19 protein-coding genes are annotated in these 17814 nt (G+C 71.5%); 8 read left to right on the forward strand and 11 right to left on the reverse strand.

Features of this window, described 5'->3' with window-relative positions; genetic code table 11:
- Positions 1-51 precede the first annotated feature (51 nt).
- Entirely contained in the window at positions 52-660 is a 609-nt protein-coding gene (locus tag J5X86_RS31905) for a TetR/AcrR family transcriptional regulator (protein ID WP_208520169.1), read from the forward strand.
- Positions 661-782: 122 nt separating this feature from the next.
- Positions 783-1163, forward strand: coding sequence for a helix-turn-helix domain-containing protein (locus J5X86_RS31910; RefSeq protein WP_208520170.1), 381 nt, complete (start codon positions 783-785; stop codon positions 1161-1163).
- A gap of 78 nt (positions 1164-1241) precedes the next feature.
- Here the strand turns inward: J5X86_RS31910 and J5X86_RS31915 are convergent, their stop codons facing one another.
- On the reverse strand, positions 1242-1649 hold the full coding sequence (locus J5X86_RS31915; RefSeq protein ID WP_208520171.1) for a RidA family protein: 408 nt from the start codon (positions 1647-1649) through the stop codon (positions 1242-1244).
- 285 nt (positions 1650-1934) lie between these two features.
- Here J5X86_RS31915 and J5X86_RS31920 point away from each other — a divergent pair, with 285 nt between their 5' ends.
- Positions 1935-2723, forward strand: a complete 789-nt coding sequence (locus J5X86_RS31920; protein ID WP_208520172.1) for a hydrolase — start codon at positions 1935-1937, stop codon at positions 2721-2723.
- A gap of 53 nt (positions 2724-2776) precedes the next feature.
- Here the strand turns inward: J5X86_RS31920 and J5X86_RS31925 are convergent, their stop codons facing one another.
- The 3 genes from J5X86_RS31925 to J5X86_RS31935 all read right to left on the reverse strand — a co-directional run bounded on the left by J5X86_RS31925 (position 2777) and on the right by J5X86_RS31935 (position 6498).
- Positions 2777-4207, reverse strand: coding sequence for a DUF3616 domain-containing protein (locus J5X86_RS31925; RefSeq protein ID WP_208520173.1), 1431 nt, complete (start codon positions 4205-4207; stop codon positions 2777-2779).
- Between the two features lie 136 nt (positions 4208-4343).
- The gene (locus J5X86_RS31930) at positions 4344-5624 is read right to left on the reverse strand and encodes a YeeE/YedE family protein (protein ID WP_208520174.1); all 1281 of its coding nucleotides are present in this window, start codon (positions 5622-5624) and stop codon (positions 4344-4346) included.
- A 286-nt stretch (positions 5625-5910) separates the two neighbouring features.
- On the reverse strand, positions 5911-6498 hold the full coding sequence (locus J5X86_RS31935) for a helix-turn-helix domain-containing protein (RefSeq protein ID WP_208520175.1): 588 nt from the start codon (positions 6496-6498) through the stop codon (positions 5911-5913).
- 133 nt (positions 6499-6631) lie between these two features.
- Here J5X86_RS31935 and J5X86_RS31940 point away from each other — a divergent pair, with 133 nt between their 5' ends.
- Positions 6632-7321, forward strand: coding sequence for a bifunctional 2-polyprenyl-6-hydroxyphenol methylase/3-demethylubiquinol 3-O-methyltransferase UbiG (locus J5X86_RS31940; protein ID WP_208520176.1), 690 nt, complete (start codon positions 6632-6634; stop codon positions 7319-7321).
- A gap of 34 nt (positions 7322-7355) precedes the next feature.
- Positions 7356-7865 carry a DinB family protein gene (locus tag J5X86_RS31945; RefSeq protein ID WP_208520177.1) on the forward strand — a complete coding sequence of 170 codons (510 nt, stop codon included), beginning with the start codon at positions 7356-7358 and terminating at the stop codon, positions 7863-7865.
- 130 nt (positions 7866-7995) lie between these two features.
- Here the strand turns inward: J5X86_RS31945 and J5X86_RS31950 are convergent, their stop codons facing one another.
- A complete protein-coding gene (locus tag J5X86_RS31950; protein WP_208520178.1) occupies positions 7996-8757 on the reverse strand; it encodes a FadR/GntR family transcriptional regulator in 762 nt (253 codons plus the stop codon).
- 109 nt (positions 8758-8866) lie between these two features.
- Here J5X86_RS31950 and J5X86_RS31955 point away from each other — a divergent pair, with 109 nt between their 5' ends.
- Positions 8867-9712: a carbon-nitrogen hydrolase family protein gene (locus J5X86_RS31955; protein ID WP_107439194.1), complete on the forward strand. Its 846-nt coding sequence runs from the start codon at positions 8867-8869 to the stop codon at positions 9710-9712.
- Positions 9706-11145: an APC family permease gene (locus J5X86_RS31960; RefSeq protein ID WP_208520179.1), complete on the forward strand. Its 1440-nt coding sequence runs from the start codon at positions 9706-9708 to the stop codon at positions 11143-11145. Before J5X86_RS31955 ends, J5X86_RS31960 begins: the two co-directional genes overlap by 7 nt.
- A gap of 69 nt (positions 11146-11214) precedes the next feature.
- Here the strand turns inward: J5X86_RS31960 and J5X86_RS31965 are convergent, their stop codons facing one another.
- Complete coding sequence (locus tag J5X86_RS31965; protein WP_208520180.1) at positions 11215-12081, reverse strand: AraC family transcriptional regulator; 867 nt, start codon at positions 12079-12081, stop codon at positions 11215-11217.
- Positions 12082-12285: 204 nt separating this feature from the next.
- On the opposite strand from J5X86_RS31965, the gene J5X86_RS31970 reads away from it, so the two are divergent.
- The gene (locus J5X86_RS31970; RefSeq protein WP_208520181.1) at positions 12286-12630 is read left to right on the forward strand and encodes a hypothetical protein; all 345 of its coding nucleotides are present in this window, start codon (positions 12286-12288) and stop codon (positions 12628-12630) included.
- Here the strand turns inward: J5X86_RS31970 and J5X86_RS31975 are convergent.
- The 5 genes from J5X86_RS31975 to J5X86_RS31995 form a co-directional block, all read right to left on the reverse strand.
- Positions 12588-13295 (reverse strand): pentapeptide repeat-containing protein, encoded by a 708-nt coding sequence (locus J5X86_RS31975; protein ID WP_208520182.1) that lies wholly within the window; start codon positions 13293-13295, stop codon positions 12588-12590. The two genes, J5X86_RS31970 and J5X86_RS31975, sit on opposite strands and share 43 nt — an antisense overlap.
- A gap of 20 nt (positions 13296-13315) precedes the next feature.
- Positions 13316-13849, reverse strand: coding sequence for a bacterioferritin (locus J5X86_RS31980; RefSeq protein ID WP_208520183.1), 534 nt, complete (start codon positions 13847-13849; stop codon positions 13316-13318).
- A gap of 195 nt (positions 13850-14044) precedes the next feature.
- Positions 14045-16195, reverse strand: a complete 2151-nt coding sequence (locus J5X86_RS31985; RefSeq protein WP_208520184.1) for a xanthine dehydrogenase family protein molybdopterin-binding subunit — start codon at positions 16193-16195, stop codon at positions 14045-14047.
- Complete coding sequence (locus J5X86_RS31990; protein ID WP_208520185.1) at positions 16192-17184, reverse strand: xanthine dehydrogenase family protein subunit M; 993 nt, start codon at positions 17182-17184, stop codon at positions 16192-16194. The genes J5X86_RS31985 and J5X86_RS31990 overlap by 4 nt, the downstream gene beginning before the upstream one ends.
- Positions 17181-17738: a 2Fe-2S iron-sulfur cluster-binding protein gene (locus J5X86_RS31995; protein WP_208520186.1), complete on the reverse strand. Its 558-nt coding sequence runs from the start codon at positions 17736-17738 to the stop codon at positions 17181-17183. Before J5X86_RS31995 ends, J5X86_RS31990 begins: the two co-directional genes overlap by 4 nt.
- Positions 17739-17814: the final 76 nt, after the last annotated feature.

A 17814-nucleotide genomic window follows, 5' to 3' on the forward strand; every position in this document is an offset into this window, starting at 1 on the left:
CCACCGCCCCTTCAAAATGACTGATCGATCTCGAAAGGTTCGTGTGCCGGTATGGCACGGAGGAAGGAATTCGACCCCGAGGCCGCACTGGACGCCGCGATGCGGCTGTTCTGGCGCAATGGTTATGAGGGAACGTCCACCAGCGACCTGGTGGACGGCCTGGGAATCGCGCGGGCAAGTCTGTACGGGACCTTCGGGTCCAAACGCGGACTGTATCTGGCCGCGCTCGACCGCTTTCTCTCCGGCGCCGCCGCGCCGAGCCCGGCCGACATCCTGGCGTCGCGTGCGTCCGCCCTGGACGCCGTCCGGGATCTGCTGGAGACCAGTGCGGCAGCCCCGAAGCCGGGTACGCCCCAGGGCTGCTTCGCGGTCAACGCCACGGTGGAGCACGGGGATTCCGATCCCGAGATCTCGCGGCGCCTGGAGGGCAACCGAAGCCGCTTCGAGACCGCGCTCTTCGGTGCGCTGCTGAGAGCCCGCGCGCAGGGCGAGCTGGCGCCCGGCGTCGATCCGAGTTCGGCGGCGACCATGCTGGCCTCGCTCAACAGTGGCCTGAAGGTGCTGTCGTGCGCGGGCGAGGGTCAGCGCGACCGCATCACCACCGCGGTCGACACCGTCATGGCGATGCTGACTTCCCCGGCGGCCGCCGTCACCGGCTGACGGCGGCGATCCGCCGTTCCTGGCCGACCGGCTCACCTGACCCGAGCCGCGGATGTGCCGGGGCCGGCCCTCCGCCTCCGTGCTCTCTTGTGGTGACTCGGGACCTGTAGGAGAGTGGCCGCATGGGCACCAAGCAGTACACGGGCTCGCCCGAGGACGCCGATCTGATGCGCGCGGACTCCTTGGCGCGGGAGATCTTCGCGGATGTCGCCAACAAGTGGGCGTTCCTGATCATCGAGTTCCTCGGTGAGCGCACCCTGCGCTTCAGCGAGTTGCGGAACGAGGTCGAGGGCGTCAGCCATAAGATGCTCACCCAGAACCTGCGCATGCTGGAGCGCAACGGCCTGGTCGAGCGGAAGGTGCACCCCACCGTGCCGCCCCGGGTCGAGTACACCCTCACCGAGGCGGGCCGGGCCCTGCGTGCGACGGTCGACGGCATGTGCGGCTGGACCCACACCTACCTCGGCCATATCGAAGACTCCCGCCGCCGCTTCGACGGCTGATCGGGGGGAGCGCTCACTGCGACCACGCGGTGGCGCCGTCTCGTGCGGGGCCACCGCGCGGCCACGTCAGCGGCCATGTCAGTCGAGGACCGCGGTGGCTTCGATCTCGACCAGATGCTCGGGGACGTCCAGCGCCGCGACCCCCAGCAGTGTGCCCGGCGGGACCGGGGTGACCCCCAGCTTCGCGGCCGCCCGAGCCGCCCCCTCCAGGAACAGGGGCATCTTGTCGGGCGTCCAGTCGACGACGTAGACGGTCAGTTTCGCCACATCGTCGAAGGAGCCGCCGACCTCGGCCAGGGCGGTGCCGATGTTGAGGTAGCACCGCTCGACCTGAGCGGCGAGGTCGCCTTCGCCGACCGTGACCCCATCGGCATCCCAGGCGACCTGCCCGGCGATATGGACCAGCCTCGACCCGGTCGCGATCGACACCTGCCGGTACACCTCGATCTCCGGCAATCCGCTGGGGTTTACCAGGGTGATGGCCATGCTGCCTGCCTTCTCATCAGGGGAGCCCACGGGCTCGCTTCCGCGGAGCCCACGGGGACGCGCTCTCTCTTGGTTACCCGGAAACCGTAAGAGAGTGGCCGCTGACATGGAAGAACGCACTTTTCGGTGACTGGGGAACCTTTTGGTGACCGCGTAGCCCGGGGGCTCGCGCACCGGTTCCGCGGACGCCCGGCCTTCCGGGTTTGTCATGGACGGGCTACAGTGCCGGGCATGGTGGGAGCGCTCCCAAGTTCTCGATCGTCCTGACCAGTCGAAGGATCCGCCATGACCCCCACAGCACACCGCACCCTGGCCGCCGCCGCGGTGGCCGTGGCGCTGACGCTGACCGCCCCGGCCGCGCCACGGGCCTCGGCACAACCGGCGGCCTGCGCCGCCAATGGCTTCTGCGAGGACTTCGAGTCCCAGACCGGTACCACCCCCGCGGGCCGCTGGACCACGGCCGTCGCCAACTGTTCGGGCACCGGCACCGCCACCGTGGACACCACGACGGCTCACGGCGGCACCACGTCGGTGCGGATCACGGGCAAGGCGGGATACTGCAACCACGCCTTCGCCGGCACCTCGCTGTCCGGTCTGCCGTCCGGTGGCGACCTCTACGGACGCTTGTGGGTCCGCCACACCACCGCGTTGCCCGCCCAGCACGTCACGTTCGCCGCCCTGCGCGACGCCAACGACAACGGCAGGGACCTGCGCATGGGCGGTCAGAACAAGGCATTGCAGTGGAACCGCGAGTCGGACGACGCCACTCTCCCCGCCCAGAGCCCGGCGGGCGTCGCGCTCAGCACCCCGCTGCCCGTCAACACCTGGACCTGTCTGGAGTTCCGCCTCGACCGCACCGCGGGCCGCCTGGACACCTGGGTGAACGGCGGGCTCGTCACCGGCCTGGTGGTGGACGGCACCCCGACCCAGGACGTCGACCAGCAATGGCTGAGCCGGGGCGGGTGGCGGCCCGCCCCGGGCGATCTGCGGCTGGGCTGGGAGAGTTACGGCGAGGGCGACGACACTCTCTGGTACGACGACGTGGCCGTCGGCACCTCCCGGATCGGCTGCTGAGCCACCGTCTAGGACAGCGCTCGGCAACCGGGTCGGGCAACCGGGCCAGGGGTTCAGGGGTTCAGGGGGAAGCTGACCGACCGGGACTTCTTCCACTCCTCGTGCTCCAGGTCCTTGGCCTCGGTGCCGTCCCCGTACAGGTCGGCCGAGCCGCTGTCGGTGATGACCTGGGCGCGGGCGCCGGGGGCCGTGAGGTCGGGCACGTCCACCACGATCTCCCAGCCGCCGGGGTCGGCCGTCGGCAGGTCGAGCCGCTTGACCGGCTGGTGTCCGGCGACGCCGTCCCAGGAGTAGAGCGCGTACGGGGCGCTGTTGTCCTCGGCCGCCCAGGAACCCGCCACGATCAGGTACTGGCCCTTGTCGTTGCGGCGGATGTCGCGCACGCTCAGGCCCCCGAGGTCGAGGGTGATCGGGGCGCCGAAGGTGGCGTGGGTGTCCTTGTCGCTGCCGGACCGGGCCAGCTCGTCGGCATTGGTGACCGGGACCAGCAGCGCCTTGCCGCCGTCGGCGGGCGGCACCAGCGGCGCCCGGAAGCCGATGTACGCGGTGGAGTCGGAGCCGGGCGCGAACTCCAGGCCCTCGACGTTGAATCCGTCGATCTGCTTGGGCACCTGGCCGTCCGCGGTGCCCTTGGCGAAGCCGAGCCGGTCGCCGTTGGCCTTGTCCCAGTCCACCAGGTCCTCGCGCAAATCCTGGTACGAGCCGCCGACCTCGAGCTCGGTGTCGGCGCCCGAACCGGAGACGGTGGTGGTGAAGAGGGTGAAGCGGTCCTCCTTCGGCTCGCCGTCCTTGTTGTTGCCCAGCGAGCCGGTCCAGTAGATGGTGTCGCCGACGCGGGCCGCGGCCTCGATGTCGATCTCCTTGTCGACATCGAGGTCGGAGCTGACGTCCCAGGTGCGCACCGGCGCGCCGGACGCGTCACGGCGGTACAGGCGCAGGACGTTGGACTCGTCGTCGGCGACGACCATGTAGCCGTCGCCGACGTCCACGGCGGCGGAGGAGTCGCTGGAGCCGGTCAGGTAGCGGGTGTCGGTGGCGTTGCCCACGGCGCCGGAGGCCGCGTAGTGCAGGGTGGTGGTGGCGCTCTTGCCGCCGAGGCCGTTCACCTTGAGGGTGAGGTCGGTGTAGCCCTTGCCGCGCGCCCGTACGGCCACCTCGCGGGTGGCGCCGGTGCCGGTCACCGTGACGTCCCCGGTCTCGGCGACCGAGCCGTGGGTGGTGGCGGTCGCGGACACGGTGAGCGCGTCCGCGTCGGCGCCGCTCTGGCCGACCTTCACGGTCACCGTCGGGTCGCCGGTGGCGCCGACGGCGCCGGACAGGTACGAGGTGGCCGGTTTGATGGTCGGCGTGCCGTAGTCCGCGTTCCCGGCCACCGCGGAGGCCGGGAACGCGGACAGCGTCGTGGCGCCGGCCACCAGCGCCAGCGCGGCGGCGTGGACGACCCGGCGGGTACGGCGCGGGGGAGCGGCATGGAACGGGACCATCGTGAGCAACCCTTCGTCAGCTGCGGGGCCGGTCGGTGGACCGGCACACCGCCCTGACGATGGATCATTTACATGGCGTGTGCATGAACGACCCCCGAACATGAACCACTTCCGGCCAAGGAGGGGGCCGTCGCGGTCAGCAGACGCCGTCGCCCGGCTTGGGGTTCCCGAGCCCGAAGAGCGGCCGCAGCTTCAGTCCGGCCCAGGTGCCGAGGAGCGCGAAGCCGCCCCAGACCCAGCCGTGCAGGCTGCCGGAGGCGATGCCCGCGAGGTAGGCGCCGATGTTGCAGCCCCCCGCCAGCCGGGCACCGATGCCCATCAGCACGCCGCCGAGCACCGCCGCGGTCGCCGTCCGCCACGGCACGCCGCGGTGGAGCGTCCAGGTGCCGCCGAGCGCCGCGGCGACCGCCGCGCCGATCATGATGCCGATGTCGGTGAGACTGGTCTTGTCGGCGAGCACCGGCCCGGCGAGCATCTCCTTGTTCCCGGGCTGCTGCCACCAGCTCCAGCTCTCCGGGTGGCCGCCGAGCGCTCGTACCAGCTCCGCGCCCCACAGGCTGAAGGCACTGGTGACGCCCCAGGCGCCGCCCGAGACGAGCAGCACCCCGGCGCCCAGCACGGCCAGCGCCAGGGCGCCGACCGCCAGCGGCCAGGAGCCGCGCAGGACACGGGCGGCGGCGCCGCGCGCGGAGGGCACCGCACCGATCGGCGGCGGGTTGCGGCGGGCCTGGACGCTACGGCTGACCAGGACGATGGCGGCGAGCACGAGGATCGTCACCGCCCAGGAGCCGAACCAGCCGATGTGGTCCGCCATGACGACCGGCTCCAGCGACGGCAGGTCCTTCCACAGGTCGAACTGCCAGGCGGCCAGGGTGGCACCGCCGATGAAGCCACCGAGCGTGAGCACGATCGACGTCTGCCCCGAGCCGACCGCGAAGAGGGTGCCGGAGGCGCAGGCCCCACCGAGCTGCATGCCGACCGCGAAGACGAACGAGCCGATCAGCAGCCCGAAGCCCAGCGGTCCGCCCGAGGGCGCCGGCACGGACCCGAACAGCCCGGTCTTCGTGCCGATGAGCAGGGCGAACAGCGTGGCCGTGGTGCCCAGCAGCAGGGTGTGGGCGCGCAGGCCGGTGCCGTTGCCGACGGCGACCAGCTGCCGCCAGGCGGAGGTGAAGCCGAAGCGGGAGTGGAAGAGGGCGATTCCCAGGGCGAGGCCGAGCAGCAGCAGAACGCCGGGCTTGGCCCCGTGGGCGGACCACACATACGCGGTCAGCGCCGCGCCGAGCAGCCCGGACACGGCGAGCGGCACCCGGCGCACCGGCGGCGCGGCGGGCGCCTCCGGTCTGGGCACGGAGGTGGGTGAGGGGGACAGCAGCGCGGCGGTCTTCGCTGCCTCGGCGGGCGGGGCGGTGGTCACGTGCGGACTCCGGAGACGTTCGAAAGGGGGGCATCACGCTGGGCGGGAGGGCCCGGCCGGGCGGCGCGGCGCCGAGCGGCGGCGCGCGGTGGGGAAACCGGCCGGTTCCGGCTCAGCGGCGACAGAGGCCGTCGTCGACGCACCACGCCGAGTTCGCGAACAGCGCGAGACACAGCGGACGGGCGGGTGCGGACATGGAGACGAGGATATGGTCCGGATTTCAAAAACTGGACCCTGGTCTCACCATGTGATCTGTGGGGTCAGCCACAGACGGCTCCCGGGACGGTCAGTGCCCGGCCGGTGCCAGATGCGCGCGCTCTCCCTGCGCGCCGAACAGGGTGAGCACCTCCGCGGGCCGGCCGTCGGCGCTGCCGATCCAGTGCGGTATGCGGGTGTCGAACTCCGCCGCCTCGCCGGCTCCGAGCCGGAACTCCCGCTCGCCGAGCAGAAACCTGACGTGTCCGTCGAGGACGTAGAACCACTCGTATCCCTCGTGGGTCTGCAGCTTCATCGTGGGTGACCGGTCGGCGGGCGGATAGATCACCTTGTACGCCTGGACACCGCCGGCCCGCCTGGTCAGCGGCACCATCACCAGCCCGGATCGCCGCACGGGCCGCAAGTGGATGCGCGGGTCGCCGGTGGGCGGCGCCGCGACGAGATCGTCGAGCGGGACGCCGTGCGCCCGGGCCAGGGGCAGCAGCTGCTCCAGCGTGGGGCGGAGCTTGCCGTTCTCGAGCCGGGACAGGGTGCTCGCCGTGAGGCCGGTCTCGTTCGCCAGCGCCGCCAGCGTGGCGCTCCGCGCCCGGCGCAGGGCACGCAGTCGCGGCCCGACTCCGGCCAGAACGTCTTCCGCGGGGTTGTCCGGGTTGTCCATCCCCCGATGATGCGGATCCGCAACTTTTCTTGCAAGAGCGAAATGGCGGCATCGAGGCTGTCGGTACATCACCGGCGTCGAAGGCGCGTATCGGATCACGCTCGGCACGCCGGCCGACGGAGGGGCGACTCAGATGGATTCCACGCAAGGCCAACGACTCACTGCCCACGCCGGGGATCAGGGCACGGCGGACGCGGACGCCGAACAGTTCTGGGAGCGGCACTACGGCACCCGGCGCGCCTGGGACGCACATGTCAACCCGCTGCTCGCCGAGACCGCCGCACCGCTGCGCCCCGGTGCCGCCCTGGATCTGGGCTGCGGCCCCGGCGGCGACGCCATCTGGCTGGCCCAGCAGGGCTGGCACGTCACCGCCGTGGACATCTCCACCACGGCCGTCGAACGGGTGCGGGAGCGCGCCCGCGATCTCGGCGTCGCGGACCGGGTGGCCACCGAACAGCACGATCTGGCCACCAGTTTCCCGGCCGGCCAGTTCGATCTGGTCTCCGCCCAGTACTTCCACACCCCGTTCTCGTTGCCCCGCAGCCGAGTCCTGCGCACCGCCGCACGGGCGCTGCGCCCTGACGGTCTCCTGCTGATCGTCGATCACGGCTCCACCGCGCCCTGGTCGTGGAACCAGGACCCCGACATCCACTACCCCACGCCCACCGAGATCGCCGCCGAACTCGATCTCGACCCCGCGCACTGGTCCGTGCTGCGCGCCGAGATGCCCCGCCGCCAAGCCACCGGACCCGCTGGTGAGACCGCCACCGTCATCGACAACGTCCTGCTCGTCCAGCGGCGCGACCGCCGAATGGCCGCCTGAACCACCCGATTTCACGACGCAGGGGAGTGACTCGATGCAAGGAAACAGCGCCCAGCGATCCCGGACCCGGGCGAAGGACACCGGCCCTCCGGCGACCGGCCCCGATGAGAAGGCCACCCTGCGGGGCTTCCTCGACTATCTGCGGAACTCGGTCGCGGACAAGGTCGCGGGCGTACCGGAACCGCAGGTCCGAACGGGCGGAGTGCCCTCGGGCACCAGCCTTCTCGGACTGCTCAAGCACCTGGCGTTCGTCGAGCGGTTCTACTTCCTCGGTGAGGATGCCGGCGACTGGCCCGCGACCATGCGGCCGTCCGCACAGGACACCGTCGACGGCGTGCTCGCCGACTACCGCAAGACCGTCGAGCGGGCCAACCGGGTCATCGACGCCTGCCCCGATCTGGCTCTCCCCGCTCCGCGAGCCCCGCGCCGGGGAGCGGCACCATCGATGCGCTGGGTCCTGGTGCACATGATCGAGGAGACCGGCCGGCACGCCGGCCACGCCGACATCCTCCGCGAGCAGATCGACGGATTCACCGGCCGCTGACACCGGCTACCGCCGAGGAGGACCGATCTCAAAGCCCAGCAGCCGCGGACAGGTGTTGAAGATCCTCCGTGGCTGACCGGGGCGGCGTCTGACCACTCGGGGGCGACTTCCGGCGAGGGCGGCGCCGGTGTCAGCCGTCGGCGCCCCGCTCGGCGGTGTCCGCGAGGCCGACGTACATCGAGTGGTGGAGCTCCGCGACATGGTCCCGGAGGAGGCCGGCCGCCAAGGTGGCGTCCTGCGCGCCGAGCGCGGCCCGGATGGCCTTGTGCTGCTCGTTGCTGCTGCGGAGGTAGCCCATCGGGTATGGCAGGAAGTACGCGTACAGCTCTCCGGTGACCCGCTGGTACATCTCCAGGGCGGCGGACAGCCCGGCGCCCTCGGCGAGGGCCAGATGGAACCGCTGGTCGCTGGCGTGGAACTCGGCCCAGCTCTCGGCCGCGTCCATCTCCCGGATGCACTGATCGAGCCGGTCGAGCCCGGTCCGATCGAGCTGCTCGGCGGCCAGATGCGCGAAACCGGCCTCCAGCACGATGCGCTCGTCGATCAGCCGGTGGACCCGTTCGCTGTCCTCCCGGTACGCGGCGACCTGTGCCACGGTGCGGCGGCGGGGCCGCTCCGCGATGAAGGTGCCGCCCGTGCGCCCCGGGCGCCGCTCGACCACGCCTTCGCGCTCCAGGGTGCCGAAGGCCCGGCGGACGGTGATCTCGCCGACTCCGAGCGCCGCCGCCGTGGCCTGGACGTTGGGCAGCCGCTCACCGGGCGCCAGCAGGCCCAGGTCGACCGCCAGGGAGATCCGGGCCCGAACGGTGTCGACGGCGCTGGTGCGGCGGATCGCGGCGAGGGCGCTGCTGGTCAGGGCGCTCGGTGCGCCGGACGGTTCCTGGATCGCCATGCCCTCAGAGTAGGGGCCTCGTGGCCTCCCCACGGCCTTCGGGCGGGGGCCGCCGCTTTGCGGAACCGTGACCTCCGGGGGTTTACCTGATCAAAGTGAGCATGTTTTCATGGCTCGCATTCACCCCTGGACGCCCACTCCAAAGGCACTGATGAAGATCTCCGGACTGCAGACGGCGGGAACGCCCGGCGACGTCGACGCCAACCTCCACGAACTGGACGCGGCGTGCCGCCGGGCCCGTGCCGAAGGCGCCGAACTGCTGATCACCACCGAGCTGTTCGTCACCGGCTACGACATCGGGGACGCCGTCCGGGACCTGGCCCGCACCGACCTGCTGTCACCGGCCCGGGAGATTGCCGCCTCCCACGGAATCGCGCTCGTCCTCGGGGCGCCCGAGTACGACTCCGGCGCCTGCTACAACAGCGCCTTCTTCATCGACCCGGCCGGAGCGGTCCTCGCCCGGCACCGCAAGAACCATCTCTTCGGCGAACTCGACCGCAGGTACTTCACCCCGGGCGACCGGCCCGCCCCCGTCATCGACTACGAGGGCGTCCGGATCGCGATGCTGATCTGCTACGACGTGGAGTTCCCCGAGAACGTGCGGGCCGCCGCCCTCGCCGGTGCGGACCTCGTCGCGGTCCCGACCGCCCAGATGCAACCGTACGAGTTCATCGCCGAGCACCTGCTGAGGGTGCGCGCCTGGGAAAACCAGATCTACATCGCCTACGTCAACCATGACGGCGACGAGGGTTCACTGCGCTACGTCGGCCGCAGCTCCATCGTGAGCCCGTCGGCCACCGTGCTGGACAGCGTCGAACACGGCAACCGGCTGCTCTTCGCGACCGTGGACCCACACACGGTCCGGCAAGCCCGCAAGGCCAATCCGTACCTGGCCGATCTCCGGCCAGACCTCTTCACCCCGTCCGCCCGCGCCACCAAGGACCCGTCATGCTGACCGACTCCGACGCGCACGCGTCCTCCACCCGGCAATCGGCACAAGCGAATCTGTCGGGGCGGCTCGGCACCGGTGCCATCGTCTTCATGGTGATCGCCGCCGCCGCGCCCCTGACGGTGGTCGGCGGCAATGTCCCGCTCGCCATCGCGGGCGGCCCCGGCGCCGGAGCCCCCGTCGGCTTCGCCCTCGCCTCGCTGGTCCTGCTGGTGTTCGCGGTCGGCTTCGTCACCATGACGCCCCACGTTCCGCAGGCCGGCGCCTTCTACGCCTACGCCACCCGTGGCCTGGGGGACCGCGTCGGAGTGGGCACGGCCGCCGTCGCGCTGGTCGCGTACACGGCGATCCAGGTAGGCGTCTACGGCTATCTGGGCTGGGCCGTCAACGATGTCCTGCACACCTTCGGCGGGCCCACCCTGCCCTGGTGGGTATGGGCGCTCGCGGCCCTGGGCATCGTGGCCCTCCTCGGCTACCGCCATATCGACCTCAGCTCCAAGGTCCTCGGTGTCGCACTCGTCCTGGAGATCGTGGTGGTGCTGGTCCTGGACGCGGGGATCTTCGCCCGGGGCGGCGCCCACGGTGTCAACGTCGAGTCGTTCACCCCGCATGCGGCGCTCTCCGGCCCGCTGGGCGTGGCCGTACTGTTCGCGATCACCGGATTCATCGGTTTCGAGGCCACCGCCGTCTTCCGGGACGAGGCCCGTGACCCGGAGCGGACCATCCCCCGGGCCACCTACCTCGCCGTCCTGATCATCGGCGGCTTCTACACGCTGTCCTGCTGGGCGTTGGTCCTGGCGGCGGGCACCGATGACGCCTCGGCCGTGGCCCAGAAGACCGTGGACAGCCAGGGCAACATGCTCATGGACACCGCCCAGACCTACGTCGGCACCGCGCTGCGGGACGTCATGCAGGTACTGCTGCTCAGCAGCCTCTTCGCCTGCGTGCTGTCCTTCCACAACGTCATCGCCCGCTACACCTTCACCCTCGCCCGCCAGGACCTCCTCCCCGCACGGCTGGGCGTCGTCCACCCGCGCCACCACTCGCCGTCCGTCTCCTCGGTCGTCCAGACCGTCACCGCGCTGGTCCTGGTCGTCGCCTGCGCCGTCATCGGACTGGATCCGCTGGTGGGTGTCTTCGGCTCCATGGCGGGATTGGCGACGGTGGGCATGATCCTGCTCATGCTCATCACGTCCGTCGCCGTGGTCGCCTACTTCGCGCGCAACGCCCAGCTCTCCGCGGGCAGGCCCTGGCAGACCCGGATCGCCCCGCTGCTGGCCGTGGCCGGACTGCTGACCGCGCTGTGGCTGGTGTTCTCCAACTTCACCCTCGTCACCGGTGGTGGCGTGGGCGTGAGCATCGTCCTCGGCGTCATCCCCTTCCTCGCGTTCATCGCCGGCCTGGTCCGAGGGGCTCACGGCCCGCGGGGGCGTATCTGAGACGCGGGCTCCGCCCGGCCGTCCAGGAGACGCGGCTCCGCCCGGCCGTCGTGACGGCCGGGCGGAGTGTCAGACCGCGGTCCGCTCCACGGGGATCCACAGCTCCGCGTCCGCCCGCGCCGCGTCCCGCGACAGCCGGGTGCGCAGAATCTCCGGCCCCGGCCTGCTCTGGTACGGGTTGGACGGGAACCACTGGGTGAAGACGTCCCGCCACAGGTGCTGGAGCGCCTGCGGGAACGGCCCGGAGTTCTCGAAGACGGCCCATGTCCCCGCCGGGACGACAAGCTCGTCCAGGTCCTTAGGGGCGGCGGCTCCGGTCACCACCGCGTGGTAGTAGTCGAGTTCGGTGCCCTCCGCCCGGCTCGGGTCGAGGTTGTCGCTCACTCCCAGGATCCCCTCCGGCTCCTGATCGGACAGGGCGGTGATCCGCCCGATCGTCTCCTGGCCGATACCTCGGATGAACTCCGCGATCCGCGGATTCACCCCCTCATGGACGAGCGGGACCCGGACCTTCTTGCCGACCACATGGAATCGCTCCTTCTCCACGACCCGGTATCGCATACTGCTGCTCCCTTCGACAACGAGGCGGAAGGACATCCGCGGCTGGGAGCGCAGTACGGCACCTGCCCGCCGGGCGTCGCCCGGCCCCACACCGTGCATGGCCCGGAACGCACGCGCGAACGCCTCGCCCGAGCCGTAGCCGTAACGCACCGCGATCTCCAGGAGCGTCCGCTCCCCGGCGAGCACCTCGGCCCCCGCGATGGTGAGCCTCCTGCGCCGGATGTACTCCGACAGCGGGATCCCCGCCAGCGCGGAGAACAGCCGGCGGAAGTGGTACTCCGACGTCACCGCGATCCGCGCCAACTCGGCCGTCTCGATCCGCTGATCGAGATGCGACTCGATGTGTTCCAGGGCCTTGTTCAGCCGCTCCAGCACCTCGGTCTCCTTCCCTGACGCCCCTCACGTTAGGAAGTCCGCACCCTGCCGGACCCGACATTCCGTGCCCGCTCCGGTCGGGTGTGCCGGATCGCCCTGTACGCCCGTTCGGTCACCGTTTCATCACAACGGTCACCCGGCTCTCCCGCCCCGCCGCCCCGGCGCCGCATGATGCACCCCACCATCGACGCCCCTGGGAGACAAATGCGCACCCGTACCCTGGAAGCCGCGGCCGTCATCGCCATCACCCTGCTGCTGACCGGCTGTTCCAGCGGAGGTGCCGCGGGCGACAAGCGCACCCCGAGCGGCACCCCGGCCGCCGCCGAGAAGGCCGAGATCACCCAGCGCTGTGTCGATGCCATCGCCGACCGCGCCGCCGCGCACAAGGGCGGAGCGGTCCGCTCCCACCCCGTCCCCGGACCGTGCGCCCGGCTGTCGGACGCCGACTATCTGGACGCCTACATGGCAGGTCTCGAACAGGCGCACCGTGTCGCGCAGAAGGCGTCTCAGGGCGAATCCGGCAAGGCGGCCGACGGCGCGGGGAACTGACCCGCCGCCCGGGAGTCGGCCCGGCTCAGATGGTCGGCGCAGGAATCCCGTGCGCTCGACCGCGAGCCGTCCGGGCACAGGACGTTCTCCCAACTCGTCGTCGAGATATCGGCATCCCGCAGCCGCGCGCCGCGGAGATCGGAGTCGGACACCGTGGCTCCGCCCAGATCGGCGCCGCTCAGATCCGCTCCGTTGAGGCCGACATGGGTGAGGGACGCCGCCCGCAGCTCCACGCCGTCGAGCTGGGCGCCCTCGAAGCTGACGTCGGTGAGCAGACCCCTGTCGAGCCTGGCGCCGCTCAGATCGGCGCCGCGCAGATCGACCTGCGAGAGGGTGGCGGAGCCGAGGTTCGCGCGCCGGAGGTCGGCGCCCCGCAGATCGACGTTCTCCAGCGACACCCCGGCCAGCCGCGCCGCGTAGAGATTGCCGCGCCGCAGATTGGCCTCGGACACCAGCCCGGTCAGGGTGGACCGTTCGAGATTGACGCACCGCAGCTTCTTCTGCCACAGATCGCCACCGGCCACGGTGCGGCTGGAGAGGTCCTTGCCCGTACGGCCGGAACAGCTCCGGCCATGGTCGTCGTCCTCCCCGCACCCGGCGAGCAGGGCCGAGGACAGGGCGATCGCGATGAGGCAGCAGAGCGGGCGGGGCCAACGCGTGGTCATGGGCCGACCTACCACGGCTGTCAGACGCCGATCAGATCCACCAGATCGTCGGCATGCTCCTCCTCTTCCTCCAGGATCGACTCCATCAGCCGGCGGGTGGTCGGGTCGTGATCGCCCAGCCAGCGGATGATCTCCTGATAGCTGGCGATCACGATGCGCTCGGCGAGCAGATTGTGCTCCAGCATCGCCTTCAGGTCGTTGTCGGGCGGTGTGGTGTAGTCGGTGTGGGCGCGCTGGGCCAGCGAGGCGGGGTCGAAGTCGGGGTCGGCGCCGAGCTGGGAGACGCGTTCGGCGGCGCGCAGCGCATGCTGCATCTCCTCCTTCGCGTGCTCGGTGAACTCCGAGGAGACTTGGGCGCGGTCGATCCCGCTGGCGGAGATGGCGTGGCGGGTGTAGCGCAGCCAGCACACCACCTCGGTCGCGATGACGTCATTGAGGATGCCGATGACCCGGTCCTTGTCCAGACCGTAGGTGTCCGTCACCGGTCCGGCCGCCATCTTCTGGCGGGCCTCGTCGCGGATCCTGGTCACGTCCAGCACGAAGTCGTCGCTCATCGGTGCCCTCTCTGCTCTCATCGGGTTGGGCGAGTGTTCCCCGCGGGGGCCCGGAGGGCATCGGGCAGAGCGTGAAGATGACTGGATCGCCGCACAGCGCCAGCCGATCGGCGGTATCCGGCCGGCGTACGCGCCCGAGAGTTCGGCGCCGGCCAGGCTGTGGGCCCGGCCGGCGCCGATCATTCGATGGCGGGGTCAGCCTCCGTGGCCGGGCTCCGGCACGCTCGTCCCCGCCGACAGGACCCGGTCCGGGCGGATCGGCAGGTTGCGGTGGCGGACGCCGGTGGCGTGCCACACCGCGTTGGCGATGGCCGCCGCGGCGCCCACGATGCCGATCTCACCGACGCCCTTGATGCCGACCGGGTCGTCCGGGTCCGGGTCGTCCACCCAGTCCGCCTCGATGAGCGGCACATCGGCGTTCGCGGCGAAGTGATAGCCCGCGAGGTCCGGTCCGACATGGCCGCCCGAGGCCCGGTCCCGGACCGCCTCCTCGTGCAGGGCCATGGAAATACCCCAGACCATCCCGCCGACGAGCTGGTTGCGCGCGGTCAGGGGGTTGACGATCCGGCCCGCCGCGAAGATCCCGAGCATCCGCCGCACCCGGACCTCTCCGCTGGTGACGTCCACGGCCACTTCGGCGAACTGCGCCCCGAAGGAGTGCCGTTCCTTCTTGGAGAGGGCGCCGATCGCCTCGGAGGTGTCGGACCGGGCGGTGATTCCCTCGGGCGGGATGTCGCCGCCCAGGGCCAGCCGCTCGCGCAGTTCGCGCACCGCGATCGACACCGCCCACGCCCAGGAGCGCATGCCCATCGAGCCACCGGCGATCATCGCCGGGCCGAGGTCGCTGTCCGCCATGACCACCCGGACGCGGTCCGGATCCACTGCCAGCGCGTCCGCGGCGACCAGGGCGATGCCGGTCCGGGCGCCGGTCCCGATGTCCGCCGCGTTGATGCGCACGGTGAACGTGCCGTCCGCCTCCGCCGTCACGCCCGCCGTGGACGGGCCGGCCCCGGAGTGGAAGCTGGCCGCCGCCATACCCGTTCCGAGCAGCCAGCGTCCCTCGCGGCGCAGCCCCGGCCGCGGATCCCGGTCCGCCCAGCCGAACCGGCGGGCGCCCTCCTCGTAGCAGGCGACCAGATTGCGGCTGCTGAACGGCAGGCCCGAGACGGGGCCCCGGTCGGGTTCATTGCGGACGCGCAGCGCGATCGGGTCGATGCCGGAGGTCTCGGCGAGTTCGTCGAGCGCGCACTCCAGCGCGAACGAGCCCGGTGCCTCGCCGGGTGCGCGCATGAAGGTCGGGGTCGGCACATCGAGCCGTACGACCCGGTCGCTGGTGTGGTGCGCGTCGGCGTCGTACATCACGCGCCCCACCGTGGCGCTGCGCTCGATGAACTCGTGAACGGTCGAGGTGACGCACTCGGACCGGTGGTCGAGCGCGCGCAGCCGCCCCGACGTGTCGGCGCCGAGCCGGACCCGCTGCGCGGTGGGGCTGCGATAGCCGATGGTCGAGAACATCTGGCGGCGGGTCATCACGACGCGGACCGGACGGTCGAGGATGGTCGCGGCCATGGCGGCGGCCACCTGGTGCGGGCGGACCGTCTTGGAGCCGAAGCCGCCGCCGACGTGCTCGGACCGCACGCGCACCGACTCCGCGTCGAGGGAGAAGATCTGCGCGAGCTCACCGGCCACGTACGTGGTGCCCTGATTGGAGTCGAGGACCTCGAGCCGGCCGCCGTCCCAGTGGGCCGTCGCCGCGTGCGGCTCCATGGGGTTGTGGTGCTCTTCCGGGGTGGTGTACTCGGCGTCCACGACGAAGGTGGAGGCGGCGAGTTCGGCCTCGATGTCGCCCTTCGTCGTCTCCGCCGGCCCGAACGGCGAGTCCTCGGGGGTGTACACATCGGGGTGTCCGGCGAAGAAGTCGATGTCGTGCGACTCCTGGTCGTACTGGACCACCAGCGCTTCCGCGGCCTCCCGGGCCTGCTCGGGCCGCTCGGCGACGACCAGCGCCACCGGCCAGCCCCGGAAGGGGACACGGTCGTGCTGGAAGACCCCGATGATCGGGTCGGGCGGCCCGATCATGCCCATGTAGTCCAGGTTGACGCGCGGGGCGTTCTCATGGTGGAGGACCGCGAGGACACCGGGCATGGCGAGGACGGAGTCGGCCTCGACCGAGCGGACCCGGCCGCGGGCGATGGTGGACAGCACCAGCCAGCCGTGGGCGAGTTCGGGCAGCGGGATGTCGCCCGAGTAGCGGGCCGCCCCGGTGACCTTTTCCCGGCCCTCGACGCGGGTGCGCGCGGTTCCGAGGGCCCCCGTCGTCGTGGTGGTTCCGGTCGTCGTGGTCATCGGGCGGCCTCCTCGGCGAGTTCGGTCAGCAGGGCCACCACGAGGTTGTGCATCAGCGGCACCTTGTATCCGTTGTGGGGCAGTGCCTCGGCGGCGGCCAGCTCCGCGTCCGCGGCGGCGGCGAACGCCTCGGCGGTCGCCGGGCCTCCGGTCAGTGCCCGCTCGGCCTCCAGGGCCCGCCACGGCCGGGAGGCGACCGCTCCGAAGGCGAGGCGGACCTCGTGGACGACGCCGTCCCGGACGTCGAGGGCGGCGGCGATCGAGCCGATCGCGAAGGCGTAGGACGCGCGCTCGCGGACCTTGCGGTAGCGGGAGTGGGCGGCGACCGGGGCCGGGGGCAGGGTGACGCCGGTGATCAGCGCGCCGGAGGGCAGCGCCGTCTCCAGGTGCGGGGTGTCGCCCACGGGCAGATAGAAGTCCGCGAGCGGCAACTCGCCCGGCCCGTCGGCGGTTTCGTACCGTACGACGGCGTCGAAGGCGGCGAGCGCGACCCCCATGTCCGAGGGGTGGGTGGCCACGCAGTGCCCGGAGGAGCCGAGGATCGCGTGGTTGTGGTGCTCACCCTCGATGGCCGGGCAGCCGCTGCCGGGCAGGCGCTTGTTGCAGGGCCCCGCCGCATCGGTGAAGTAGCCGCAGCGGGTGCGCTGGAGAAGATTCCCGCCGACGGTGGCCATGTTGCGCAGCTGCCCGGACGCACCGGCCAGGACGGCCTGCGCGAGCGCCGGGTAGCGGCGCCGTACCTCGGGGTGGGCGGCGAGATCGCTGTTGGTGACGGTGGCCCCGATGAGCAGACCGCCGTCCGGCGTCACCTCGACGCGGTCCAGGGGCAGTTCGCGTACGTCGACGAGGCGTCCGGGCCGCTCGATGCCGGTCTTCATCAGATCGACCAGATTGGTGCCGCCGCCGAGGAACCGTGCGTCGGGATCGGCGCCGAGTACGGCGATCGCCTCGGAGACGTCGAGGACGCGCTGGTAGCCGAACTCCTTCATGCGACGGCCTCCTCGGTCCCGGTCGCCTGCGCCTCGGCCGCCTGCGCGACCGCCTGCACGATCGACACATACGCGCCGCAGCGGCACAGGTTGCCGCTCATCCGCTCCCGGATCTCATCGGGAGTCAGTGGTGGGGGCGCGGCTTCGGGGCGGACGTCGGCGGTGACCGCGCTCGGCCAGCCCGCCGCGTGTTCCTCGATCACGGCGAGGGCGGAACAGATCTGCCCCGGGGTGCAGTAGCCGCACTGGTAGCCGTCGAGGTCGAGGAACGCCTGCTGCACCGGATGCAGCCGGTCGCCGTCGGCCACCCCCTCGATCGTGGTGACGTCGCGGCCCTCGGCGGCCACCGCGAGCTGCAGACAGGAGACGGCCCGGCGGCCGTCGAGCAGTACCGTGCAGGCCCCGCACTGGCCCTGGTCGCAGCCCTTCTTGGTCCCGGTGAGGTCGAGATGCTCACGCAGGGCGTCGAGCAGGGTGGTGCGGTGGTCGACGGGCAGCGTGTACTTCTCGCCGTTGATGGTCAGCGTGATGACGCTGGACGTCGATGGGGCCATGATCAGCCTTCTTTCGCGGATGTGGTGCGCGTCGAAGTCATCCAAAGGAGGTCCCGGGGGGTGGGAATGCGTGAGA

The organism is Streptomyces sp. NEAU-YJ-81 (genome assembly GCF_017592595.1).
Taxonomy (GTDB): domain Bacteria; phylum Actinomycetota; class Actinomycetes; order Streptomycetales; family Streptomycetaceae; genus Streptomyces; species Streptomyces hygroscopicus_B.

Excerpts from the sequence above, each read along its gene's own strand:
- J5X86_RS31995 (WP_208520186.1), bottom strand. The coding sequence starts at position 17,738 with ATGGCCCCATCGACGTCCAGCGTCATCACGCTGACCATCAACGGCGAG.
- J5X86_RS31955 (WP_107439194.1), top strand. The coding sequence starts at position 8,867 with ATGGCTCGCATTCACCCCTGGACGCCCACTCCAAAGGCACTGATGAAG.
- J5X86_RS31915 (WP_208520171.1), bottom strand. The coding sequence starts at position 1,649 with ATGGCCATCACCCTGGTAAACCCCAGCGGATTGCCGGAGATCGAGGTG.
- J5X86_RS31920 (WP_208520172.1), top strand. The coding sequence starts at position 1,935 with ATGACCCCCACAGCACACCGCACCCTGGCCGCCGCCGCGGTGGCCGTG.
- J5X86_RS31970 (WP_208520181.1), top strand. The coding sequence starts at position 12,286 with ATGCGCACCCGTACCCTGGAAGCCGCGGCCGTCATCGCCATCACCCTG.
- J5X86_RS31940 (WP_208520176.1), top strand. The coding sequence starts at position 6,632 with ATGGATTCCACGCAAGGCCAACGACTCACTGCCCACGCCGGGGATCAG.
- J5X86_RS31945 (WP_208520177.1), top strand. The coding sequence starts at position 7,356 with ATGCAAGGAAACAGCGCCCAGCGATCCCGGACCCGGGCGAAGGACACC.
- J5X86_RS31935 (WP_208520175.1), bottom strand. The coding sequence starts at position 6,498 with ATGGACAACCCGGACAACCCCGCGGAAGACGTTCTGGCCGGAGTCGGG.
- J5X86_RS31925 (WP_208520173.1), bottom strand. The coding sequence starts at position 4,207 with ATGGTCCCGTTCCATGCCGCTCCCCCGCGCCGTACCCGCCGGGTCGTC.
- J5X86_RS31980 (WP_208520183.1), bottom strand. The coding sequence starts at position 13,849 with ATGAGCGACGACTTCGTGCTGGACGTGACCAGGATCCGCGACGAGGCC.
- J5X86_RS31985 (WP_208520184.1), bottom strand. The coding sequence starts at position 16,195 with ATGACCACGACGACCGGAACCACCACGACGACGGGGGCCCTCGGAACC.
- J5X86_RS31975 (WP_208520182.1), bottom strand. The coding sequence starts at position 13,295 with ATGACCACGCGTTGGCCCCGCCCGCTCTGCTGCCTCATCGCGATCGCC.
- J5X86_RS31960 (WP_208520179.1), top strand. The coding sequence starts at position 9,706 with ATGCTGACCGACTCCGACGCGCACGCGTCCTCCACCCGGCAATCGGCA.
- J5X86_RS31905 (WP_208520169.1), top strand. The coding sequence starts at position 52 with ATGGCACGGAGGAAGGAATTCGACCCCGAGGCCGCACTGGACGCCGCG.
- J5X86_RS31910 (WP_208520170.1), top strand. The coding sequence starts at position 783 with ATGGGCACCAAGCAGTACACGGGCTCGCCCGAGGACGCCGATCTGATG.
- J5X86_RS31950 (WP_208520178.1), bottom strand. The coding sequence starts at position 8,757 with ATGGCGATCCAGGAACCGTCCGGCGCACCGAGCGCCCTGACCAGCAGC.
- J5X86_RS31990 (WP_208520185.1), bottom strand. The coding sequence starts at position 17,184 with ATGAAGGAGTTCGGCTACCAGCGCGTCCTCGACGTCTCCGAGGCGATC.